This window comes from Micrococcaceae bacterium Sec5.1 (assembly GCA_039636795.1).
In the GTDB taxonomy this organism is placed as follows: Bacteria; Actinomycetota; Actinomycetes; order Actinomycetales; family Micrococcaceae; genus Arthrobacter.
Window position 1 is genome coordinate 1,999,824 of record CP143430.1, and the last position, 21,240, is coordinate 2,021,063.

Consider the following 21,240-nt stretch of genomic DNA (forward strand, 5'->3'; position numbering starts at 1 on the left):
TTTCAAGTCTATTTGGCCAGCAGGATGCGCTGGCCGTTGAGGGTGTCCGCCGGTTCGCTAAAGAGTTCGACGACGGCGGCAGCCAGTTCTTCGACGTCCGTGTAGCCTGGGAAGCGCCGCTCCGGGTGCGCGCGCCGCATGGCGGCATCGACGAGGGATTTGACCACGAAGATCCCGGCGGCGCTGTGTTGTGGTGCCGGGGTTTGTTTGTTTCCTGACTGATCTTGCCGGAAACCGTCGGCTACCGCGAGGGTCCAGGCTTCTGCGGCGGCCTTGGCAGCTGCGTAGCTTGCTGTCGCGGCGGTCGGTGCAGACACGACGGTGGATGAGACCATGGCAAAGCGGCCATGGGGTGACTCTTCCAACTGGCGATAGAAAACGCGCGAGACGTTGCGCAGGGTGGTAATCGCGCCCTCTTCAAGGGATTCCCAGTCGTCGTCGGACTGGTCCTCGATGCCGGTCGCACTGCGCCAGCCGCCCACGAGATGGATGACGCCGTCTATTCGCTCGACGCCGAGCTGATGAATCGTCTCTGCAAGTTCGCGAACAGAATCAAGGCTGGCGAGGTCGCAAACCAGCGGGGTCACGCCATCACCGGCCTCCAAGGATGCGGCCTTGATACGGACATCGTCTGAACCGATGGTGAAAACCCTGTAACCGGCGGCCGCCAAAGCGCGCGCCGCAGCTACACCGGACGCGCTGCTGCCGCCGGTCACCAGGACTGTCAGTGGGCTCATCAGGCCGCCGTCGCGCCAGTGATGCCGGTGGTGGATTCGATAACAGGGCGCATTTTCTTCTCCAATGCTTCGTAGAACATGGACAGCGGGAACTCATCGTCCAGGACTTGGTCAGTAAGGCCGCGGGGGGCGCCGTTCAAAGGCAGGGCTTCAGGGCCCTTGGCCCAGATCGACGCCGGGTGCGGAGTCACTGTACCGGAAATGAGCTCATAGGCCGCAAGCCAGTGGGCAGCCTTCGGGCGGTCGATGGAACGCCAGTACAGCTCTTCGATCCTGGCACCAAGCTCCACCACAACGTCGGCTGCTTCATCCCAGTCGATGCTGAGCTTGCTGTCCGTCCAGTGCAGCACGTGGTGTTGGTGCATCCACGCGAACAGGAGCTGGCCGCCAAGGCCGTCGTAATTCCGAACGCGGCTGCCGGTGATGGCGAATCGGAAGATCCGGTCAAAAATCACTGCGTACTGCACGAGCTTGGCGTGCTTGCGGGCATCAGGATCGGCGTTCTCGTCCTTTTCGATGCGCACTGACTCCCGGAAGGCGGTCAGATCGCACCGGAGCTCTTCCAAGGAGTAGAGGAAGAACGGCATGCGCTGCTTGATCATGAACGGATCAAAGGGAAGGTCACCACGCATGTGTGTGCGGTCGTGGATCAAGTCCCACATGACGAAGGTGCGCTGGGTGAGTTCCTGGTCTTCAAGGAGCTCCGCGGCGTCCGCAGGGAGCACAAGCGATGTGGTGGCAGCCGCAGCTTTGAGTACGCGGCGGAAGCGGGCCGCTTCACGGTCTGCAAAGATGGCGCCCCACGTGAACGTCGGTGTCTCGCGGACAGCCACTGTCTCCGGGAAGAGGACTGCCGAATTGGTGTCGTAGCCCGGGGTGAAATCAACAAAACGAATGGGAACGAAGAGCTTGTTGGAGTACTCGCCGGCTTCCAGTCCGCCAATGAACTCCGGCCAAATGACCTCGATCAAGACAGCTTCGACCAAGCGGGTGGTGCTGCCGTTCTGGGTATACATCGGGAAGACCACCAGATGCTGGAGGCCATCGACCCGCTGCTCCTGCGGCTGGAAGGCCTGGAGGGAGTCCAGGAAATCCGGAACTCCAAACCCGCCCTGGACCCAGCGGCTGAAGTCTTCCACCAACAGTTCAAGGTATCGGGCGTCGTGCGGGAAGTGAAGGGCCAACGCGATGATGGCATCCGAAATCGTTGCTACCAGTTGTGCGGCTTCTGCGTGGACGGCCGGATCCGCAATGGAACCGTCCTGCTCCTGGTATCCCTGAAGTGCGGTGACAGCGGCCTTGAGGGCAGTCCACTCCATGTTGTCGGCCGTGACACGCGGGAGGGCGGCGGTGGCAGTGATGGTCATTGATGCTCGTCCTTTCAGAAGTCGTTCATGTTTCTGATGTGAGCGTAGCAACCGAAAAGCTTAGCTAATCCAAAAATGGGCTGAGCATAAGCAAGACTGTTGCAAAGGGTTGTTTCAAAGTGCTCGAGATGCAGCAGCTGTGCGTCCCGGGACGGGCGCCGCTTGCGAGCCCGCCCCGGAAGGGCCTACTTCTTGTCGGACTCGGCTGGCTCCATGGACTCAACTGGCTCTTTCGATTCCACAAGCCGCAGCGAGATCGAATTAATGCAGAACCGCTGATCCGTGGGAGTGCCGTACCCCTCGCCTTCAAACACGTGACCCAAATGCGAATCGCAGTTCGCGCACCGGACTTCCACCCGGTCCATCCCCATAGTGCGGTCATGCAGGTAACGCACCGTGCCCTCCGCCAACGGCGCCCAGAAAGACGGCCAACCGCAATGGGAATCAAACTTTTCGTGGCTGGTGAACAACTGACTGCCACAAGCGCGGCACTGATAAACGCCCTCTGTATGAGTGTCCCAGTACTCGCCGGTGTAAGGCCGCTCAGTACCGGCCTGGCGCAGCACTCGGTACTCATCAGGGGTTAGCTCATCACGCCACTGGGCGTCGGACTTCTCCATGGGCACGCCCGTGGTCTTGCTGGTGTTCTCAGGAGTGTTCATGTCTTATGCAACGCTCACGAGTCGCCGATAAATCCCGAACCCGCATACAAGTGAAGAACGGGAAGCCCCAACTGGTCCTGCGCCTTATTGGCCCAATCCGTGTGGAAAGTATCCGCGATTGCGTGCGGACGCGTTACCACCACAGCTTGCGCGGCATCCAAGGCCCGGACCTTCGATACCAGGCCGGCCACGGCACCGCCGTCGACAATCTCTCCCGTGACACCGCCGCCCAAACCTTGCAGCGCAGCCAAAGAAGTGGCCAGGGTTTCCGACGCCTCCGCCCGCTCAACATCCGGGTTGGGGGACTGGCCACCAAGTTCCCGGAAAGCTTTGGCAATATCAAGCATGGAAAGGTTCTCCAGGAAATCAACCAGGAGATGTCGCTCGGTATTGGCCGGGACCAGGACAACCAAGGGTGCGTCGCCGCCGTCGACCAATTTGGCGATGTTGACGCGGTCGTCGGGACCAAGGGGCTCTTCTGTCAGGATGACGATGGGATCGCTCATGGCTACAGCGTAGTCCCGCCGAACAAGACGACGCAGATTTTCGGCACTCAATTCCTGCCAGGCCATTTCCGGGCAACCAATCCGCCGCGCGCCCTCCACGTGCATGGACCACGGCTACTGAACGGCGACAATGGAGCCATGGCATTGAATACCCGGTCAGCAAGCAACGCTGCAGAGAAGAAAATGTCCCTGAGCACCAAATGGGCCATCGCGGGAATCCTCACCGGAGGGACACTCGCAGGACTCGTCGGTGCAGGATCCTCCGCGCTCGCAGTGTATTTTGCCCGCCGCGTCATTACGCCCGCTGCCCGTCATGAGGACCAGGAGGTTCTCGCCCTCATCCGCAGCGACAAGGGACTGCAGGTCATCCTTGCGGCCACCCCTGACACCACCATCGACGGCGTGTTCAGCCTCTTCTTCGAGGGCGGCAAAGGCCATGCCAGGATTGGCAGGATCGTGTCCTACTCACCAGCTGAACAAACGGTGCTGCGCGAGGTCGAAGAGGTTTACGGCGGCAATCTGGCTGAAGCCCGCCGGGGATGGTGGAGCGGGGCAACGTACCCGGATCCTGCGGCCATCGGCCTCGCCGCCGAGGAGGTGGAGATTGACCTCGACGTCGGAAAGGCGCCGGCATGGCTGGTCCGGGCGGATGCAGCTACCCACGCACCCATCTGGGCGATCATGGTGCACGGCCGCGGTGCCACCAGGCTTGAAGGCCTCAGGGCTGTCCGGACGGCGCGGGAGCTGGGACTGGACAGCTTGCTGATTTCGTACCGTAATGACGGAGTTGCGCCCTCGGCACTTGATGGCCGGTACGGCCTAGGCTCCACCGAGTGGCGGGACGTGGAAGCCGCGATCGAATATGCGATGGCACATGGTGCCCGGGAAGTGGTCCTGTTCGGTTGGTCCATGGGTGGAGCGATCAGCCTCCAAACAGCAGATCTGTCCAAGCACAGGCACCTGATCCGTGCTTTGGTGCTGGACGCGCCAGTGATCAATTGGGTCAACGTGATGGCCCACCATGCAGAGATGAACAGGATCCCCTACAACGTGGGCCGGTACGGGCAGTTGATGCTCGGGCATCCACTGGGTCGCAGGCTGACAGGACTTTCCGCTCCCGTGGATTTCAAAGCGATGGACTGGGAAGCACGAGCCGTGGAGTTACGAACCCCAACACTGCTGATCCACAGTGTTGACGACGACTACGTCCCCTTTGAGCCTTCTGCGAGCCTTGCGGAGAAGAACCCGGACATGGTGACGTTCGAACCATTCCATGGAGCGCGGCACACGAAGGAATGGAACGTTGACCCGGAGAAATGGGAACGGCTGGTTCGCTCATGGCTGCAGCGTCAGTTGGCTCCCCGGAACAATCCCGGGCAGTCGGAGGCTGCTGGTCTGTCAGAACGTGCCGCGCAGTCGGAGGGTAACGCGCAGGCTGGGTGACGCTAGCCCTGGGTGATGTTAGCCCTTGGAGCCGATTGGCGCCGTCACTGCTTTGGTCAGCCGGACCAGGTCCCCTGGGGCAAGCTCGATGTCGAGACCGCGTCGCCCACCGGACACCAGGATGGTGTCAAAGGACAAAGCCGACTCGTCCAGGACAGTGGGGGAGGGTTGGCGCTGGCCCAAGGGCGAGATTCCGCCCAAAACGTAGCCTGTCCTGCGCTCGGCCGCCTTGGGGTCGGCCATGGCTGCCTTCTTCGAACCCAGGGCTGCCGCCACGGACTTGAGGTCCAGGTTTCCGGAAACGGGGACGATGCCCACGGCGAGTTTGCCTTCGACTTCCACCATCAATGTCTTGAAAACCCGCTTGGGATCGATGCCAAGGACTTCGGCAGCTTCCAGCCCGTAGCTTGAGGCCGACGGATCATGGGAGTACGGGTGCAGCACGAAGGGAACGCCGGCCGCAGCGAGTGCTGCAGTGGCCGGCGTTCCCTGTGATGCCATCTTCTTGGCCATGTGTGCCAGGACGCCTCTCAGCCTTGCCTTGCGGAAAGTTGCTTAGCGTTCCAAGCGGCTTGCGGCCGCCACTTTCCGCTTGATACGGCCCAGCATGGCGGTCATGCCGCGCATACGCAGGGGAGTGATAGCCCTGGTCAATCCCAGCAACTCCGGCATGTCGTCCGGAACGTCCAGAATTTCCTGGGCAGTCAACCCATCGAGTCCTTCGTGCAGTACCCCGGCGAATCCACGCGTGGTGGGAGCCTCCGGAGGAGCTTTGAAAAACAACCGGTAGGCGCGGGGGCCTTCGGCGTCGTCTTTGTTTTTCTCGGATTCGATCGTAAGGAACAGAGGCGATTGGCACTCCACAACCTGCTCCAGCAGCTCCGGGTGGTCCTTGAGGCGCTCCGGAAGTTCGGGCAACCCACGGGAGAACTCGAGCAGCAGTTGCAGGCGGTCAGGCTCGGTCAGTGCCTGGAAGTCATCGACGATTTCCGCCAGTGCGGCGGGCAAAGTGTTGGTACTCATCACTTCTAGCTTACGCACAACGGTGCTGATTGCATCGCTGGTTACGTTGTATCGCTAGTTACGGACCAAGGCTGCCGGTACGGAACCGCGCTCGGCGCCCTTGACGATGGGTACGCGGACCGCGTTGCCCCATTCGGTCCAGGAACCGTCGTAGTTGCGGACGGTCTCAAAGCCCAGCAGATACTTAAGCGCGAACCAGGTGTGGCTGGACCGCTCGCCAATGCGGCAGTAAGCCACGACGTCGTCGCCCGCCGTCAGGCCGGCTTCGCCGAGGTAGAGGGCTTCCAGTTCCTCACGGGAACGGTAGGTGCCGTCCTCAGCAGCAGCCCGGGCCCACGGAATCGAAGCGGCCGTAGGGATATGACCGCCACGCAGTGCGCCTTCTTCGGGGTACGCGGGCATGTGAGTGCGCTGGCCCGTGTACTCCTCGGGGGAGCGGACATCGATCAGGGGGTTGCCCAGGTGAGCCAGGACGTCCTCCTTGAAGGCCCGGATGGGAGCGTCGTTGCGCTCAACTTCCGGGTAGGTGCCCGGGGCCGGCGTCGGTACATCCGTGGTCAATTCGCGGCCTTCAGCGATCCACTTGTCGCGGCCGCCGTCCAGCAGGCGCACATCTTCGTGTCCGAACAGCGTGAAGACCCAGAGGGCGTAGGCTGCCCACCAGTTGGACTTGTCACCGTAGATCACCACAGTGGTGTCGCGGGAGATGCCCTTGGATGCAGCCAAAGCGGCGAATGCGGCACCGTCGACGTAGTCGCGGGTCACTTCATCGTTCAGGTCCGTATGCCAGTCGATCTTTACGGCACCCGGAATGTGGCCGGTTTCGTACAGGAGGACGTCCTCATCGGACTCCACAACCACCAGCTTGCCGTCGGCGATGGCGCCTTCGGCAAGTGCTGCGGCAAGCCACTGAGTGGATACGAGTCGTTCAGGGTTCGCATAGGACGCGAACTTTTCGTTTTCTTCAACGGGGTAGGACATGATGATGGCCTTTCACTGACAACGGGCGGAGCCAGGCCCTGGAAGCTGCATCAGTTGCCGGCCCGGCGTGCTCCAACACTAACCATGGGCCGCGACGAATGCTTCCCCGCTGGTCACATGGTGAAACATGGCCTTGGTCACGTCACCGTTTTCGGGCCGCCCGATGCCGGTATTCTTGCTGGGGACCCAAATACTCTAAGAACGGACCACCGTGGTACAGATCGAACAACTGGCTGCCCGCACACCGGCAGTCTCCGTGGAGGAACTCCTTAAGGGTTTCTACCCGTCTCCGCGATTCGGAGAGGTATCGTTCGATAGCTACCGCCCGGACCCTGCCCAGCCCAGCCAGGCCAATGCGGTGAAGCTGCTGTCCGCATTCGCTGACGGTGTTGGAGCCGATGACGGCGGTGGCCTGTTCAAGAAGTTGTTCGCCAAGAAGGCCCCCGCCACCCGTGCAGGCATTTACCTTGACGGTGGCTTCGGCGTCGGAAAGACCCACCTTCTGGCCTCCCTTTGGCACCGTTCTCCGGGTCCTAAGGCCTTCGGTACTTTCGTTGAATACACCAACCTCGTAGGCGCGCTCTCGTTCCGCAAGACCGTGGAAGCCCTCAGCAACTACAAGCTGGTCTGCATTGACGAGTTCGAACTCGATGATCCCGGCGATACTGTGCTGATGTCCCGCCTGATGCGTGAACTGGCCGACGCCGGCGTAAAGCTGGCCGCAACCTCCAACACCCTGCCGGGTTCCTTGGGCGAAGGACGCTTCGCAGCCGTGGACTTCCAACGGGAAATCCAGGTCCTTGCCGATCAGTTTGATGTTGTCAGGATTGACGGCGAAGACTTCCGCCACCGTGGCCTGCCCGCAGCTCCGTCACCGTTGAAGACTGAAGAGCTCAAGCACCGCATGCATGCCGAGTTCGACGGTCAAACAGTTGCCGTGGATGACTTCGGCACTCTCGTGCACCACCTCGCCGGCGTTCACCCCAGCCGCTACCGCCAGCTGATCTCAGGGATCGAAGCCGTGGTGTGGCGCGACGTCGAGACGATTACCGAGCAGGCAGTAGCGCTGCGCTTCGTAGTCCTCGCCGACCGGCTCTATGACAAAGATGTGCCGATTCTTGCCAGCGGCGTCCCCTTCGACAAACTCTTCACCGAAGAGATGATGACGGGCGGCTACATGAAGAAGTACTTCCGTGCCGTGTCCCGGCTTACGGCTCTTGCCCGTGAGGGGCAGAACCACGAACCTGCCTGATTCGGTTCCGGCTTTACTTGTGTGAAGGCATAAGCGGTTCCCGGTCTTTCAGTAACCAGCGGACCAGGATGCCTCCCGCCAATGCCCAGAAGGCGGCACCTACTCCGGCGAAGCTGATCCCTGAGGCGGCAAGCAGGAAAGTGATGCACGCGGGTACGCGTTCTTCGGCGACTGCCAATGCGGAAGAAATGGCTGAGGCCAAAGTGCCCAGCAAGGCCAGCCCTGCCACTGCTTCAAGCAAACCCGCCGGTGCAGCAGCCACCACTGTGACAAGGGCTGCGGAGAACGCTGCCAATATCAGGTAGGCCAGCCCCGCAATGAACGCGGCGATCCAGCGCCTGCCGTGATCTTTCCCCGCTTCCTCGCCCGCGGCCAAGGCGGCACTCAAGGCAGCAAGGTTGATGGCGTGGCCTCCGAACGGAGCGCCCGCGATGGTTCCGGCTCCGGTTACCACCATCGATGCCCGCCAAGGTGTTGTGAAGCCAAAGGATTTAAGCACGGCGACGCCGGGAATGTTCTGCGATGCCATCGTGACAATGAACAGAGGCAAGGCAAGCCCTACGGCTGCCTCCACAGTAAATGTTGGAGTAGTCCATTCGAGCCGCGGCAACAGGTCGTCCCCGGGAATCTGAACGCCGTTCGTCACGATATGGATGCCGATAACGGCCAGGGCGACCAACAGTGAGGCGGGGACTGCCCAGCGGGCCGCGAACTTCATCATGACCAACCAGCAAAGGGCCACCGGGCCAACCAGCAAGGGCGCCTCTCCCAGGGATTTGAAGGGTGCCAGGCACAGGGGGAGCAGCACGCCTGCCAGCATCGCCTGCGCAAGCGCTGTGGGTATCTTCGCCATGAGGTTTCCCAGGCTGGGCAGTAACCCTGTCAGGACGATCAGCACCCCGACGACGAGGAACGCACCCACCGCCGCCGGCCAGCCGCCGTCGACCATTCCTGCAGTGGCGAGGAGCGCCGCACCTGGGGTGGACCAGGCCAACGTGACAGGCATTTTCGACCTCCACGCCAGCCATAAGATGCCCAGGCCGAACGTCAGCGTGAGGGCCAGGAGGCCGCTGGAGGCTTGCGTCTGGTTGGCTCCCACAGCCCGGAGTCCGGCAAGGACCACAGCGAAGGAGGACGTGAAACCGACCAGGGCGGTGACGATGCCTGCCGTGATGGGTGGCCCCAACGTGTCCTGGCGGGAGGGGCGCTGGACTGCGGAAGAGGCTGATGGCATAAGGACCAAAATACCGGACAGGAAGCTGGTTACTCGTTAAACGCCAAGGGCACCGGTGGCGCCTCTCGGCGGGACCGGTGCCCCCTTGACGTATCTGGTACGGCGGGCTCAGGCAGCTACAGCTGCTTAGGCTCATCCGCGACGGGAGCCTGTGCGGCGTCACCGTCTGTTGTAGCCACGAAGTCGGAAGCGGCATTCTGAACCGCGTCAACCTGACCTGCGAACTTGCCGCCTGTCTTTTCGTCGACGAAGTCTCCGGCCTTTTCGATGCCATTCTGGATGGCTTCTTCGTTGCCCTGAATGAGACCCTGAGCCTTACCCTTCAGGTCGTCAATTAAACCCACGGGCACCTCCCTTCCTTCGCGGAGCCAGTTCGCTCCTCCGCGTCCGACCCTAACACCACATTCAGGGTGTGCCAAGGATTCCAGGCGCGCTACGCCAAGGGCTTACTCAGTTCAAGGTGGCGCGGGCTGTCCGGATTCATGAGCGAGTGCTTACGGCCGTAGGAGAAATAGATGACCAAGCCAACAATGAGCCAGACGACAAAACGCAGCCAGGTTTCCCAGTGCAACTGGGACATCAGGAACGCTGAGGCCAGCACGCCGAACGCAGGAACTACCGGCATCCATGGCAAACGGAACGTGCGGGGGGCCTCGGGCCGCTTGTAGCGGAAGACGATGACAGAAATGCAGACTACAACGAATGCTGCCAGGATGCCGATGTTGGTGAGGTCTGCCACTTCCTTGATCGGGAAAACGCCAGCCAGGAACGCTGAGGCGATGCCCGCGATCCACGTCACGCGCTGCGGTGTGCCGTGACGGTCCGTACGGGCGAACCAGCCCGGCAGCAGGCCGTCGCGGCTCATGGAGAACCACACGCGGGTAACGCCCAGAAGGAACGTCAGCATGACCGTCAGGATGGATAGGACCGCGAAAACCGAAATGATGGTGGCGATGACCGGCAGACCCACCCCGGTGAACGCCGATGCGAAGCCAGCCTTGGGATCGATGTCCTTGTAGTTCTGCATGCCGGTGAGGACGAGCGTAGCCGCGACATACAGCAGCATGGCGATGATCAGGGACAGGACGATCGCCTTGGGCATGTGCTTCTTGCCGTCCTTGGCTTCTTCCGCGGCTGTACTCATGGCGTCGTAACCAAAGACAGCGAAGAACACCGTAGCTGCACCAGAGAAGACCGGGCCGAAGCCGCTGGGCATGAACGGATTGAAGTTCTCGGTGTTGATGTAGAAAGTGCCCAACCCGATGATGAACAGGATCAGCACCACTTTGATGGCGACAGCCACCAACTCGAAGCGCCCGAAAGCCTTGGTTCCCCTGCTCAGGATCCAGGTCACCAAGAGGCAGACCAGGATCGCCGGAAGGTTGATGATGCCGCCCTTGCCTTCATCCGCAGTGGATGTCATCCACGTGGGCATGTGGATTCCGATGCCGGACAAGAAGGCATCGAAGTAGCCGGAGATGCCGATTGCCACAACGGCAACAATGGCAATGTATTCAAGCAGGAGATCCCAGCCAATAAACCAGCCGATGATCTCGCCCAAAGCCACGTAGCCATAGGTGTAGGCGGAGCCGGCCCTGGGGATCATGCCTGCAAATTCGGCATAGGACAGAGCTGCGGCGCCGGAAGCGAGTCCGGCAATAAGGAACGAGACGAGCACTGCAGGGCCAACGCCCGGGTTGTTTGCGTCGCCGTGGGCTACAAGGCCGGCCAGCGAGAAGATGCCGACGCCGATAATGCCGCCGACGCCGATGGCCGTCAGTTGCCAGAGGCCAAGACTCTTGAAGAGTCCACTGTGCTTGCTTTCTTCCTCGATGTCGTCGATGGGCTTGCGCCTCATGACGGATTGGGAAGCCGTCTGTTGATTCATGGGGGTACTCCTGCCAGTTGGCGTGGAACGGTGATGAGCTCGCATTACATTCTGCGAGACGAATCACATTAGATAAAGCGACTTTTTCTTAGGTGTATCAGTTACTTCAAATAATGAATGGCATTTGGCTCCGCGTGTGCGCATAAAGGCTCAGTGCGGGCATAAAAAAAGCAGCTCCGGGGAGCTGCCTTTTTTCGTTGGAGCGGACGACGAGATTCGAACTCGCGACATCCACCTTGGCAAGGTGGTGCTCTACCAGCTGAGCTACGTCCGCACATGTTATCTGCCTGGCAGATGCCTGGCCTTCAACAACAAACAAGTTGCCTTGTTCTGGTGGGCGATACTGGGATCGAACCAGTGACCTCTTCCGTGTCAGGGAAGCGCGCTACCGCTGCGCCAATCGCCCGTTTCCGGGTCCTCATGAAGGAATCCGTTCCTCATGAAAGAGAGCGGACGACGAGATTCGAACTCGCGACATCCACCTTGGCAAGGTGGTGCTCTACCAGCTGAGCTACGTCCGCACATGTTGTCTGCCTGGCAGATGCCTGGCCTTCAACAACAAACAAGTTGCCTTGTTCTGGTGGGCGATACTGGGATCGAACCAGTGACCTCTTCCGTGTCAGGGAAGCGCGCTACCGCTGCGCCAATCGCCCATGCATCCAGCCGTGGCTGGAGGACATGGTTTTCACCGAGGTGGGTACGGGATTCGAACCCGTGTATACGGCTTTGCAGGCCGCTGCCTCGCCTCTCGGCCAACCCACCGTGTAAGCAGATTCCGAGGAATTCTTGCCTTGACAGTGCCTTGCGAGCGGACGACGAGATTCGAACTCGCGACATCCACCTTGGCAAGGTGGTGCTCTACCAGCTGAGCTACGTCCGCAGTGCCGTTACGCCGGCCTGCCCAGTAGGCATTCCGTCGCTTTCCGACGAGTAAAAACTCTATAGGAGGTTGCTTGAAACTCCAAATCGGTTGGTTGCTTTGGCTTCTTAATGGGCTTGGATCGTTGAATTTACGCGGCTGGCGGGGAGTTTCATGGTTGTAATTCCGCGGTTGTGATTCGGTGTTGGAAAGGTGGGCTGAGCGCGTTTTGCAATCCAGCCAGGGTGGGCTAGTCTTCTGTATGCATCAGCGAGTTGATGCACGTTCTACCCGGGCGATTGGCGCAGTGGTAGCGCGCTTCGTTCACACCGAAGAGGTCACTGGTTCGAACCCAGTATCGCCCACCAAGAGAAACCCCCGGATTTCCGGGGGTTTTTTTGCGTTGTACCCCCAGGGCGTCGCATCGATCGCTATCGCGAAGAAGCTCCGTATGTGACGGCGCTCACTGCTACATTGTTCCGAGGGGGGTGCAAAGGGTGCTTCCTGCACGCCGAGGAGTTCCCGTATGAGCCTTCAGATTCCGCGCCCGGGCGACCTACCCGCAGCGACAGCAGACGAGGACCCGAAGAAGAACCGCAAAGCCCGTACTTCCATTGGCATTGGCCTCATTGCTGTCGCCGTGATCAGTGCGGCGGCAATGATTTGGCTGTATTCGTTGTATGGGGCTGGGCTGGCAACCCTCACCGAGAGCGATAGGTCTGAACACGCAGTCTTCGTAACCCTCAACATCTTTTACTTCATGGCGTTGGCTGCAGTTGGTATTTGGAATATCGCTGCCAGGCGTAGTGCATCCAAGGTGCCGCTCATTGCTGCGCTCGTCATGTCGTGCCTCGCGCTGACGTTCACTGTTATCAACATCCTTGACTTCGCGACGACCAGCGGCAGGATTCCGAGTCTGTTTATGTTGTTCCTGAATGTGGGTATCTGCGTTCAGACAATCAGGCTCTTGCTCGTAAAGCCGCAGCTGGACAGGTCCTCTGTTCGCCACTAAATGCCGCATCAAGTAGGCAATTAGACGTGCGCCGCGGAGGGCACCGCCGCTTCCGGGAAGTACTGCGCGACGTCGTAAACATTTGCAGTCTGCCAACCGGGAAGGGTAACGGAGGGCGACTGGCAGGTCTGCCTCAGACGTCCCTTCAGGTGCTGTAGGGATCCGGGGATGTGAGTTCCTGGGGGCTCAGTTTCAGCGCGAGCTCACGCAGTTGGCGGGGCCGGAAGGGCTTGATCAGGTATGCCGTGGCGCCAGAGGCAATGCCATGGAGTTCATCGTCCCGTTCGGCGAAGGCTGTGATCATCAATATCGGGGCCTGGGAAACCGCGGAAATCAGGCGGGCGGCTTCGCGACCGTCCATGTCGGGCAGTCCCAGATCAAGGGTGATCAGTACCGGGTTCAGCCGTTCGACTGCGGTCATGCCTTCATGTGCTGTTTCGCAGGCATGGACTTCGAAGCCAGCACCCGTGAGGATCAGTGCGATGAGGTCGCGGATGTCAGCATTGTCTTCGATGACGACGCAGGTTCTCTTTGAATTCACGTGGGCTCCTTTCGCGACAAGCTTACGGGCGGGATTGGTCGTCGCAGCAGAGATGTGCAGGATCTCTTTTGTGCCGCGGGCGGCCATCTTTGACTTCAGCCCACGGGGCGCCGTTGAGGGGGAAGTTGCCACATCCGCGACCGGTCCTCAGGAAATGCGAACCTTAGTGAGCTGATGAGGCGTTTGATCGTGACGAATTCCTGGGATCGGACGTACTGCTGCGCTTCATCCGCCGACACAAAAGTGCGGGCGTAGCTGGACTGGTGAGCGGCATTACCCAGTACCAGCTGGTCGCCGAAGCGGAGGACGGACCGAGGTCCCACCGTTGCTCCAAACGGACTGTCGCAGACTTGGTCGGCGGTCGTTTGAGCCACGAGCCCGAAGGAACCCCTGGGTTCTGCCTCCGCCGTCAATCCAAAGGAGAATGCAGCTGCCAGGGTCGGATCCAGGAGTTCGGCGCCCGTTGAAATTTCTGAATGTTGGAGCTGGACAATGGGCGGTGGCAGCAGCGGGCACGAAACGGCATCGGCCAACGGACCGAAGTACAGATTGGCGACAGGCAGCGAGTCTTGGTCCAATACGGTTACGTGCAGTCCCGGGTACTCAGCCGAGGGCTCGTGGCGCTGAACACTCCATGTAGCGGGTAGGTCGATGCTGGCCTCGGCCGCGGTGTCGGTGTCGGCCCACGGATTGACCAAGACGGCGGTGCGCCATTTTGCTGGTGAGGCTTCGTGGGTTGCGGCTCCGGAATTGCCGCTGGCTATTGGTCGGCCAGCATCGCGGTCGTTGTCCGTCTGCTTTGTCGCCGACGATAGGACGGCGGGGACCGCTAAGGCGATGAGGGCTGACAGGGCGAAGATAAGGATGGTCTGGTTAATCCTTCTCCGACTGGATTTAGGCCGACGCCAGGACGGTGCTAAACCGATCCCGAGTGTTTCGACGTCATCGACGGTGCCTGGCGGAATCGTGTTGACGGGAAGGACTGCAACGTCGATGGTTGGAGCTGCGTTGGATATTTGCAGCTCAAGGGGTTTCATGGGCGCTGTCCTCCATAGAGAATCCGAGATTCTTGGCCCGGTCTTCCGCGTGTCCATAAGCCCTGTCCAGAAGCGCTCCTGCATGAGAGATGGAACAGCCCAGATAGTCTGCAAGTTCACCCATGCTGAGTTGGTCCCAGTAAATGAGCCTCAGCACTTCGCGCTCCACAGGGTGTAGTGCCGCGATGATCCCGGCCATGGACACCTGTTCGGCGAGTGCTTTGTCATTGTCTCGAATTGCAATTGCTGCGGACCGGGCGGATGCGGCAAGCAGGGCTCCGAAGGGGATTTCTATTCCGGCTTGTGCCTGGCTCACGGCCCAGCGGAAAGTGTCTGTCGTAAGCACTTGGGCATAATCCATATCGCCTATCCGGCGGGCGAGGAAGATGGCCAGCCGCTGATAATCCGTTGCACTGGGCATCGTCATCGCTCCTACTTCGGCTCGATGATGCGCACCGAAGTCAGCATCCGCTTGAACGTCAGGTATTCATCGGTCCCCATGTATGCCCGGGCCTCGTCAATTGTGGCGAATGTGGGGGTGAGTGAGGTTGTCGAGCTCGACAACCAGCCGGCGGCCACGCCGTTGAATTGGAAGTGGTCGGAAACGATCAGCATGGTGTCGGCCGGGAAGGATTCCATGTGGTGGTATTCAGTGCAGGAATCGACTGCATTCCCTGGTGGCAGCGAGGTGATTCCGAGGGACGGCTTCAATGTCGATCCGTCCACAACCCGGTAAACGAACCGTGGCGGCGCCGTTCCGGGCGTAGCAGCGTTGGCGGGTACATCCACCGGGGTGCTATCCAGTTCCACATAGTTCTCTGGAGAGGCGACGCAGGCGTGGGGGTCGCGCTGCGGCAGCGCCTTTCCGTAGTAGATCTGGGCAAGGATATCCTGCGTCGGAGTGTCCCTGACGATCTTGATGGAAAGGGAGTCGTAGCCTTCGTTCGGGACGTCGCTGCTTGTCGTAAATCCGGGCGCAATATCCAATTGAATCTGAGGACCCTTATCATAGCCAGCCTGCGTGGTGGACAGGCGCACCACCCGCCACCCCTCCGATCCAATCTCGGTGCTGCTGACGCTTGGTGATGGGCTGACTGCCGGTGGTGTGGGCTGCAGCGGGGCCAGCAGTTGGACCAGGGCGATGGTGGCTATTACCAGGACGGTCAACGCGGCCATGGCCACGGCAAGAGCGAAGGACCTGCGAGAGTATCTGCTCCGGGGAAGGGCTTTTCTGTTTTGCCCAACAAAGTCCGAACCGCTGGCTTGTAGGCCGGGCGCACCATCGAGTGCGGCACGCAGCTCTGCCCGGGGGTCAAGCCGCGGCGCGCTCGGGGGGCGCACGGGATTGGCTGATTCCAGGAGTTGGTCAATCTTGTCCATGGGAGTGATCACCCGCTTTGTCCATATGACCGGTTCGGAGTTCTGGGGGCATCGCGGCCGCGAATGCCCGCTTTGCCCTGTGAACGCGCACGCTTACGCTGTTTTCGGTGCAGCCGAGCGTAGCCGAGATCTCCGCGGTGGAGAGCCTGTCCCAGAAATGCAACATCAGGATCTCCCTGTCTCTTGGGCGGAGTTTGCCAAGCGTTTCGGCAACCGTGGCCTCCACTTCGCCATCCGATGGGGCGGCGGCGCGGACACCGTCGGCGAGTTTGAGCATCAACTCACGCCGTCGCCGTATGCCGCGATATTCGTTGCCTATGACGTTTCTCGCGACGCCGAACAGCCATGCAATGTCGGTCGTGGGCTCATCCTCGGATCGCTGCCATGCAATCCGGAAAACGTCCGCCGTGAGTTCCCGGGCTACTTCCACGTCGCCAACCCGGCGGAGGACATAGTGCAGAACGCGCTCGTGCTGGGCAGCATGAAGAGAGATGAACTCGGCTTCCCGCTGCAACAACATCACGTCGCCCCCGTCCGTTTGAGGCCTTTTGTTTCCAGATACCCCTTATGTTTCCGCCATCGGCAGGATTCTTACAGCCGGGACTGGGAATTTTGGCCCATGAAAGCTTCGTGGACAAGGCGGCGAGGACATTATGAACAGCGACTTCGTCGCTATCGTCCCAGATGGAGTGTTACATGGAGACCTTGCCGGTGTTCAAGTCCTAGCAGGCCGCGTCGTGTTGTCCTGGGCACCTGGCAATGACCATCAGGCTCCGATCAGGGTAGCGTTCCGCCAGGCCACGGTTGCGGCTCCGGAGATGATCACAGGTGAGGATCCACCACGGTTCCAATTGTAAAATTTAGCATTCTCCAGCGAGAGCCTTTGCATCCTGCGCTGCTGGGATTCGATGTCCACGATGATTCTGCGTCGATCGGCGATACTCAATTCATGGTCATTAACATTAGACTCAGCGATCGAAAGACTGCCGAGAGCGACGACCCGTTGGGACGGACGTGGTACGGCTACGATCCCTCCGTGACGCCGGAGCTTTTGTGGGAGAACAACCGCGGCGACTGGTCCCTGAATGCGGACAGGATTTCGGAGCATCGTTGGGCAGCGCTGAACTATCAGGGCCGCGTCGTGCTGGTAGCGGAACTCCTGGACCCGAATCACGAGATTCTTCCTAGCACTTCAAGGGTGCCGAAGAAGGCCCTCCTTGGCCGTGTCCTGGAAGGCGGTTCTGCCATCTACGATGCGCTCATCGGAACACAGGTGGACTATCCAGCAGGCAGCCGGAACTCGATCCTCTACACTGCAGACCCTGCCGTTGCAGGCCCAGCTGCTTCTGACTTGCTCAATGGTGGAATCGACCTGCCCGGTGCACGGGGTCAGGGAAAGCAAATGGACGCCGAGATCCGCCGGGTCATCGAGAACGCTGCCCAGGACCGGTTGATGGGGCTCTACGTCGAACAAGGATGGACGGTGACGGACACTCGACTGAACCATCCGTACGATGCACTGGCCGTCAAAGGCAATGAGCGGATCTATCTTGAGGCAAAAGGTACCCAGAGCCGTGGTGAGTCAGTCATCGTTACCCGCAACGAGGTCAATCATGCCCGCCGTCATCCGGGTTCCTGCGTGATGGGCGTCTGGTCCGGCATTCGGTTTGTAGGCGGCGAGATAGATCCCGATTCAGGAGAGTTCATCACCTTGGATTTCAGTCCGACCGATGAGCAATTAAGTCCCCGCGACTTTGACTGGACCTTGCCCGAAACTGCTACCTGAGCATGGGCGGCGACTGATAGCGCCGGAGCTGAGTCTGTGGCCTTGGTGAATCAACTACCGGAACCCCCAAAATGGGGATCGCATGGAAAATTGGCCATGCCCGCGGAGCTGCCCTTCCACGTTGGCCATTATTCGTCGAACAGAATCTTGGTCCATTCCACACTCTCGCGCCAGCCGTCCAAACCAAAGGACCACGAAGCGATAAGGGCATGGGCGGCGCGCATGTCGTCCACTACCGTGCCGAAGTGCTGGCTCGGGCTGCCTTCACGGAATTCGACGACGTAGGTTCCGTCATCGTTGCGGGTTGACTGTATGAAGGTCTGACCGCTGGGATCAGCCAGTAGCTCCACGATCAGGAATGCCTCTTCACCCTGCTCGATGTCCTCCATGAACATGAACAAGGCATCCTCGGAAGGATCCTCCCATGTCTGGCCGGACTCGTTAGTGGACTTTAGTAGCGGCATCGCAGCCCAACCGTTCTCTTGTGGCGGGCAGTCATCCGCGCCCCTTTGCAAAGGGAAGGCAAGGACGGATCGTTCCCCATGGCCTGAGTCTCGAGTCAATTTCAGGCGAGCCCGCGGCTGATTGTCCTCTTGGCCAGTGCCTCGTTGGCGGCATCCCTGACGAACCAGGACTCGTCATCAAGCAGTGATTCGATAAGCTCGGTGGTTGCTCGGCGGTGGCGGGTGACTGCGGCCCGGACGGTGTCGTCTTCGTCCAGGGCGAGTTTTTGCAGGAGATCAATGTTGATCTTTCTTTTTGTCGCCACGAAGGAGCGGACGCGCACGTCGGGATCTGACGCGAGTAGTTCAAGGATTTCCAGTGGCACCGTTTTGTTGTGGGCGACCCAGAAGCGCATGTCAGGGTACTTGTCGATGACGTCCAGCCATACCGAAACGTCAGCCTCTTCATGAGCTGCCCGGTGATACTCCGCGGGGTCTTCGCTCGAGCGCAGTCTCACGAACTCTGCGGCCGATTGAATCATGTTCCGACGCTCTTGATCTTGTTCCCGGAAGTCATCCGCAGGACCGGCTGTTCGAAGCCGTCCAGGTTGCTAGCCCAGAGGTCTTCTTCCCGGTATGTCACGAAGCGGAAAGACGCAGAGGGATTCTCCTCGTCGTGTCCGTAGTCGACGTGGATCCAGACATCGATGGGGTTATCCGTGAGCTCAGCAGCTGCGGCGATGACCAGGTGGCCCAGCAGGATGCCCTGGGTCAAACAACCAGCCACCCAGTCGCTGGTCCCAGCGAAATCCCGCCAAGCTGGCGAATCATCGGCACCATCGATAAGCCAGTCCAGGGGGAGCTTGTTGATGTAGCCCTCAAATCCTGTGGGGCCGCCGAAGTCAGCATCGCTGTTCTGGCGGATGTTGTGTATTTGGGAGACAAAGAAGAGGCACCCCTCTCGGATTGTCAGGCCCTCGTCGAGTTCAGCCTTGATTCGAGGATCCAGATAGCTGGTCTCCGAGCGAGGCTGTGCCATGCCGCGAAGGGGCCGCATCGCCTCATTCATCGTCTCGGTAATCACAAAGCAATCCTGTCATGAACCATTGAGACTCATTCGGCCCCATCTCGAGACAACCGAGTGAGGGTTCGGTCGTGTCGCGATGAGTAACTCTGTAGCGCTGGCGTGGTGGATCTATTCCGGGTGAGTCTGTTGGCAGAATGGGCTTATGTGCGGCAGATACGTGATGTCCAAGGCAACCAGTGATCTCCTTAGCCACTTCGATGCCAAAGAGGTCGAAGGCACTCCACCACCTCCGAGCTGGAACGTGGCCCCAACCCAGGATGTGCCGATTATCGCTGAACGTCTGGATGAAGGCACGATTGACCGACCTGCTCATCGCCAGGTGGGGACTGGTGCCATCGTGGGCGAAGGACATCAAGATCGGCTCCAAGCTAATCAATGCCCGCAGCGAGACCATTCTGGAGAAGCCCTCTTTCCGCAACGCCGCCGTAAAGCGCAGGGCAATCTTGCCAGCCGAGGGCTACTACGAATGGCAGAAGACCGAGGATGGCAAGAAGATACCGAAATACTTGTTCTCGGAGCAGGAGCCGCTGCTCGGCTTCGCAGGGTTGTATGAGTTCTGGCCGGATCCTGAGTTGCCCGAAGACGACCCCGAACGGTGGCTGCTGACGTGCACAGTCTTAACCACGACCACGCAGGATGCTTTGGGACATGTCCACGACAGGTCGCCCGTTATTGTTCCCCGCGACCGGTTCGCTGAGGGGCTGGATCCGGACCTCACTGACAAAGCCGATGTCCAGCACCTGCTCAACTCGCTGCCCGAGCCGACATTGACCCCGCGCATTGTCAGCCTGCGGGTGAACAGTGTGCGCAACAACGGACCTGAACTGATCGAGCCAGCCCCGGCGGCGTCCGGTGACTAGCAGCTTGGCCGCTCTTGTGAATTAGTCGAAGAGGCTATTGCTCCCGTGCCCATGTGATGTCGCCAATGCTGGCCCGGTCCCTGCTTGTGCCTGGCGAGCTGTGTGCCCCCGGTGCGTGCGCGGACACACCGAATGCTGTCATTGACGTCACCTCCCAGTGTGCCGGTGCGTTAAATTCTTTTGCCACGGCTTCGCGCGGGAGAATTCCGAGTACTCCCAATCGGGGGTGTCTTCGACGTGGATTTGCGCGAGGTTTGCCACCAAAAGCGATGCAGCGGGTGCCCACGCTGAGGAGCTTCGGGCCAGATGCGGGACCAGCCTTGAGTGAACGCTGTCCCCTCGTAGCCCGGCGATAAACATTCAGGTTGGGAGTTGCCTGCGCACGGTGCCTTACGGGCTGCATCGAGCATGGTGTCGAGTTGGGGTGGCGTGATCACTACAAGAGGATCGAACCGGACAGGACTGAACCTGCTCGCCAGGGCTGTGTGGAGCTTTGGGCGGGCAGGGGAGTTGCACGTAGTCATAAGCAAAGTCTGCTGCACAAGCTGGGCAGTTGGGCATTCACGGAGTAAATAAGACAATTCGTCCTTGCGCGTCATATTCATTGCTGCTTTTCGCGTCAGGATTGCGAGGCGGAACACACTGTAGCCGTAAGGGGAAATGCGGACGCTGGGATGGTCTCCACCCATCTAAAATTCCTTGTTGCAATTCGAGCATAATTGCTTCAAAACCAGCTATTTCCCGGGGTACTGTCTGAGGGTGGCTACGAAAACAATAATCACCTTCCACGACGATCTGGATGGAACTGAAGCCCACCAGACAGTTTCCTTCTCCGTTGAGGGAACTTCGTACGAAATCGACCTCAGCGATGCGCATGCCGAGCAGCTGCGGTCAGCCCTGGGTCCCTACGCTGCCGCAGCCCGCGGCGTGAAAGGGACGCGGAAGACACGATCTCCGCAACCAGAGAATGAGAAGGTGCGGGCTTGGGCCAAAGAAAACGGCATCCATGTCGCCTCCAGGGGAGCCGTTAGCCGCAAAGTCGTGGAGCTTTACAGGAGTAGGAGCTAGCCGGGGAGGCCTTCAGGTTGCTTCGTCCCGGCGAAATCCTCATGGTGCGAACTTGCCTTGATCACCAGGGTGCT

Annotated in this window: 23 protein-coding genes, 7 tRNA genes and 1 pseudogene; 7 read left to right on the plus strand and 24 right to left on the minus strand. The window is 60.1% G+C overall.

Features of this window, described 5'->3' with window-relative positions:
- Positions 1–8: 8 nt before the first annotated feature.
- The 4 genes from VUN82_09205 to VUN82_09220 all read right to left on the minus strand — a co-directional run bounded on the left by VUN82_09205 (position 9) and on the right by VUN82_09220 (position 3,272).
- Complete coding sequence (locus VUN82_09205) at positions 9–737, minus strand: SDR family NAD(P)-dependent oxidoreductase (protein ID XAS73993.1); 729 nt, start codon at positions 735–737, stop codon at positions 9–11.
- The gene (locus tag VUN82_09210) at positions 737–2,104 is read right to left on the minus strand and encodes a DUF6421 family protein (GenBank protein ID XAS73994.1); all 1,368 of its coding nucleotides are present in this window, start codon (positions 2,102–2,104) and stop codon (positions 737–739) included. The genes VUN82_09205 and VUN82_09210 overlap by 1 nt, the downstream gene beginning before the upstream one ends.
- Before the next feature lie 185 nt (positions 2,105–2,289).
- Positions 2,290–2,766, minus strand: a complete 477-nt coding sequence (msrB, locus tag VUN82_09215) for a peptide-methionine (R)-S-oxide reductase MsrB (GenBank protein XAS73995.1) — start codon at positions 2,764–2,766, stop codon at positions 2,290–2,292.
- 14 nt (positions 2,767–2,780) lie between these two features.
- Positions 2,781–3,272 (minus strand): hypothetical protein, encoded by a 492-nt coding sequence (locus tag VUN82_09220; protein ID XAS73996.1) that lies wholly within the window; start codon positions 3,270–3,272, stop codon positions 2,781–2,783.
- Between the two features lie 138 nt (positions 3,273–3,410).
- Here VUN82_09220 and VUN82_09225 point away from each other — a divergent pair, with 138 nt between their 5' ends.
- Complete coding sequence (locus tag VUN82_09225) at positions 3,411–4,715, plus strand: alpha/beta fold hydrolase (protein XAS73997.1); 1,305 nt, start codon at positions 3,411–3,413, stop codon at positions 4,713–4,715.
- Positions 4,716–4,733: 18 nt separating this feature from the next.
- Here the strand turns inward: VUN82_09225 and ybaK are convergent, their stop codons facing one another.
- From ybaK to VUN82_09240, 3 genes are read right to left on the minus strand one after another with little or no spacing between them, the layout of a single operon-like run.
- The gene (gene ybaK, locus VUN82_09230; GenBank protein ID XAS73998.1) at positions 4,734–5,228 is read right to left on the minus strand and encodes a Cys-tRNA(Pro) deacylase; all 495 of its coding nucleotides are present in this window, start codon (positions 5,226–5,228) and stop codon (positions 4,734–4,736) included.
- 42 nt (positions 5,229–5,270) lie between these two features.
- Positions 5,271–5,738, minus strand: a complete 468-nt coding sequence (locus tag VUN82_09235; GenBank protein XAS73999.1) for a SufE family protein — start codon at positions 5,736–5,738, stop codon at positions 5,271–5,273.
- 54 nt (positions 5,739–5,792) lie between these two features.
- Positions 5,793–6,719: a sulfurtransferase gene (locus VUN82_09240; GenBank protein ID XAS74000.1), complete on the minus strand. Its 927-nt coding sequence runs from the start codon at positions 6,717–6,719 to the stop codon at positions 5,793–5,795.
- Positions 6,720–6,930: 211 nt separating this feature from the next.
- On the opposite strand from VUN82_09240, the gene zapE reads away from it, so the two are divergent.
- Positions 6,931–7,971, plus strand: coding sequence for a cell division protein ZapE (zapE, locus tag VUN82_09245; protein XAS74001.1), 1,041 nt, complete (start codon positions 6,931–6,933; stop codon positions 7,969–7,971).
- 13 nt (positions 7,972–7,984) lie between these two features.
- On the opposite strand, the gene VUN82_09250 is transcribed toward zapE, so the two are convergent.
- From VUN82_09250 to VUN82_09290, 9 genes are all read right to left on the minus strand, one after another.
- A complete protein-coding gene (locus VUN82_09250; protein ID XAS74002.1) occupies positions 7,985–9,205 on the minus strand; it encodes a benzoate/H(+) symporter BenE family transporter in 1,221 nt (406 codons plus the stop codon).
- A 116-nt stretch (positions 9,206–9,321) separates the two neighbouring features.
- Positions 9,322–9,555 (minus strand): antitoxin, encoded by a 234-nt coding sequence (locus tag VUN82_09255; GenBank protein ID XAS74003.1) that lies wholly within the window; start codon positions 9,553–9,555, stop codon positions 9,322–9,324.
- A gap of 83 nt (positions 9,556–9,638) precedes the next feature.
- Positions 9,639–11,093 (minus strand): amino acid permease, encoded by a 1,455-nt coding sequence (locus tag VUN82_09260; protein XAS74004.1) that lies wholly within the window; start codon positions 11,091–11,093, stop codon positions 9,639–9,641.
- Positions 11,094–11,291: 198 nt separating this feature from the next.
- Positions 11,292–11,367: transfer RNA gene (locus tag VUN82_09265), tRNA-Gly, on the minus strand.
- A gap of 57 nt (positions 11,368–11,424) precedes the next feature.
- Positions 11,425–11,499: transfer RNA gene (locus tag VUN82_09270), tRNA-Val, on the minus strand.
- A 42-nt stretch (positions 11,500–11,541) separates the two neighbouring features.
- Positions 11,542–11,614: transfer RNA gene (locus tag VUN82_09275), tRNA-Gly, on the minus strand.
- Positions 11,615–11,671: 57 nt separating this feature from the next.
- Positions 11,672–11,746: transfer RNA gene (locus tag VUN82_09280), tRNA-Val, on the minus strand.
- Between the two features lie 38 nt (positions 11,747–11,784).
- Positions 11,785–11,855 (minus strand) — tRNA-Cys (locus VUN82_09285).
- Positions 11,856–11,900: 45 nt separating this feature from the next.
- Positions 11,901–11,973: transfer RNA gene (locus VUN82_09290), tRNA-Gly, on the minus strand.
- A gap of 272 nt (positions 11,974–12,245) precedes the next feature.
- Here VUN82_09290 and VUN82_09295 point away from each other — a divergent pair.
- Both VUN82_09295 and VUN82_09300 read left to right on the plus strand, forming a co-directional pair.
- Positions 12,246–12,320: transfer RNA gene (locus VUN82_09295), tRNA-Val, on the plus strand.
- Between the two features lie 158 nt (positions 12,321–12,478).
- Positions 12,479–12,964 carry a hypothetical protein gene (locus tag VUN82_09300; protein ID XAS74005.1) on the plus strand — a complete coding sequence of 162 codons (486 nt, stop codon included), beginning with the start codon at positions 12,479–12,481 and terminating at the stop codon, positions 12,962–12,964.
- 145 nt (positions 12,965–13,109) lie between these two features.
- Here VUN82_09300 and VUN82_09305 read toward each other — a convergent pair whose 3' ends face one another.
- From VUN82_09305 to VUN82_09325, 5 genes are all read right to left on the minus strand, one after another.
- On the minus strand, positions 13,110–13,505 hold the full coding sequence (locus VUN82_09305) for a response regulator (protein ID XAS74006.1): 396 nt from the start codon (positions 13,503–13,505) through the stop codon (positions 13,110–13,112).
- A 95-nt stretch (positions 13,506–13,600) separates the two neighbouring features.
- A complete protein-coding gene (locus tag VUN82_09310) occupies positions 13,601–14,542 on the minus strand; it encodes a hypothetical protein (protein XAS74007.1) in 942 nt (313 codons plus the stop codon).
- Entirely contained in the window at positions 14,529–14,963 is a 435-nt protein-coding gene (locus VUN82_09315; GenBank protein ID XAS74008.1) for a sigma factor-like helix-turn-helix DNA-binding protein, read from the minus strand. The genes VUN82_09310 and VUN82_09315 overlap by 14 nt, the downstream gene beginning before the upstream one ends.
- Positions 14,964–14,974: 11 nt before the next feature.
- A complete protein-coding gene (locus tag VUN82_09320; GenBank protein XAS74009.1) occupies positions 14,975–15,934 on the minus strand; it encodes a hypothetical protein in 960 nt (319 codons plus the stop codon).
- Positions 15,909–16,442, minus strand: coding sequence for a sigma-70 family RNA polymerase sigma factor (locus VUN82_09325; GenBank protein XAS74654.1), 534 nt, complete (start codon positions 16,440–16,442; stop codon positions 15,909–15,911). Before VUN82_09325 ends, VUN82_09320 begins: the two co-directional genes overlap by 26 nt.
- A gap of 429 nt (positions 16,443–16,871) precedes the next feature.
- Between VUN82_09325 and VUN82_09330 the strand changes: the two genes are divergently transcribed.
- The gene (locus tag VUN82_09330) at positions 16,872–17,708 is read left to right on the plus strand and encodes a DUF3883 domain-containing protein (protein ID XAS74010.1); all 837 of its coding nucleotides are present in this window, start codon (positions 16,872–16,874) and stop codon (positions 17,706–17,708) included.
- A 128-nt stretch (positions 17,709–17,836) separates the two neighbouring features.
- Here the strand turns inward: VUN82_09330 and VUN82_09335 are convergent, their stop codons facing one another.
- The 3 genes from VUN82_09335 to VUN82_09345 all read right to left on the minus strand — a co-directional run bounded on the left by VUN82_09335 (position 17,837) and on the right by VUN82_09345 (position 19,235).
- Positions 17,837–18,172: a hypothetical protein gene (locus tag VUN82_09335; protein XAS74011.1), complete on the minus strand. Its 336-nt coding sequence runs from the start codon at positions 18,170–18,172 to the stop codon at positions 17,837–17,839.
- Between the two features lie 101 nt (positions 18,173–18,273).
- On the minus strand, positions 18,274–18,693 hold the full coding sequence (locus VUN82_09340) for a HEAT repeat domain-containing protein (GenBank protein ID XAS74012.1): 420 nt from the start codon (positions 18,691–18,693) through the stop codon (positions 18,274–18,276).
- Entirely contained in the window at positions 18,690–19,235 is a 546-nt protein-coding gene (locus VUN82_09345; GenBank protein XAS74013.1) for a hypothetical protein, read from the minus strand. Before VUN82_09345 ends, VUN82_09340 begins: the two co-directional genes overlap by 4 nt.
- A 163-nt stretch (positions 19,236–19,398) precedes the next feature.
- On the opposite strand from VUN82_09345, the pseudogene VUN82_09350 reads away from it, so the two are divergent.
- Positions 19,399–20,098, plus strand: a pseudogene (locus VUN82_09350) (SOS response-associated peptidase).
- A gap of 759 nt (positions 20,099–20,857) precedes the next feature.
- A complete protein-coding gene (locus VUN82_09355) occupies positions 20,858–21,166 on the plus strand; it encodes an Lsr2 family protein (GenBank protein XAS74014.1) in 309 nt (102 codons plus the stop codon).
- Positions 21,167–21,240 lie beyond the last annotated feature (74 nt).

Coding starts and splice junctions, on each gene's coding strand:
- VUN82_09300 (XAS74005.1), top strand. CDS start 12,479: ATGAGCCTTCAGATTCCGCGCCCGGGCGACCTACCCGCAGCGACAGCA.
- VUN82_09325 (XAS74654.1), bottom strand. CDS start 16,442: ATGTTGTTGCAGCGGGAAGCCGAGTTCATCTCTCTTCATGCTGCCCAG.
- VUN82_09235 (XAS73999.1), bottom strand. CDS start 5,738: ATGAGTACCAACACTTTGCCCGCCGCACTGGCGGAAATCGTCGATGAC.
- VUN82_09225 (XAS73997.1), top strand. CDS start 3,411: ATGGCATTGAATACCCGGTCAGCAAGCAACGCTGCAGAGAAGAAAATG.
- VUN82_09220 (XAS73996.1), bottom strand. CDS start 3,272: ATGAGCGATCCCATCGTCATCCTGACAGAAGAGCCCCTTGGTCCCGAC.
- VUN82_09250 (XAS74002.1), bottom strand. CDS start 9,205: ATGCCATCAGCCTCTTCCGCAGTCCAGCGCCCCTCCCGCCAGGACACG.
- VUN82_09310 (XAS74007.1), bottom strand. CDS start 14,542: ATGAAACCCCTTGAGCTGCAAATATCCAACGCAGCTCCAACCATCGAC.
- VUN82_09340 (XAS74012.1), bottom strand. CDS start 18,693: ATGATTCAATCGGCCGCAGAGTTCGTGAGACTGCGCTCGAGCGAAGAC.
- VUN82_09260 (XAS74004.1), bottom strand. CDS start 11,093: ATGAATCAACAGACGGCTTCCCAATCCGTCATGAGGCGCAAGCCCATC.
- VUN82_09205 (XAS73993.1), bottom strand. CDS start 737: ATGAGCCCACTGACAGTCCTGGTGACCGGCGGCAGCAGCGCGTCCGGT.
- VUN82_09240 (XAS74000.1), bottom strand. CDS start 6,719: ATGTCCTACCCCGTTGAAGAAAACGAAAAGTTCGCGTCCTATGCGAAC.
- ybaK (XAS73998.1), bottom strand. CDS start 5,228: ATGGCCAAGAAGATGGCATCACAGGGAACGCCGGCCACTGCAGCACTC.
- VUN82_09315 (XAS74008.1), bottom strand. CDS start 14,963: ATGCCCAGTGCAACGGATTATCAGCGGCTGGCCATCTTCCTCGCCCGC.
- msrB (XAS73995.1), bottom strand. CDS start 2,766: ATGAACACTCCTGAGAACACCAGCAAGACCACGGGCGTGCCCATGGAG.
- VUN82_09330 (XAS74010.1), top strand. CDS start 16,872: ATGGTCATTAACATTAGACTCAGCGATCGAAAGACTGCCGAGAGCGAC.
- VUN82_09210 (XAS73994.1), bottom strand. CDS start 2,104: ATGACCATCACTGCCACCGCCGCCCTCCCGCGTGTCACGGCCGACAAC.
- VUN82_09335 (XAS74011.1), bottom strand. CDS start 18,172: ATGCCGCTACTAAAGTCCACTAACGAGTCCGGCCAGACATGGGAGGAT.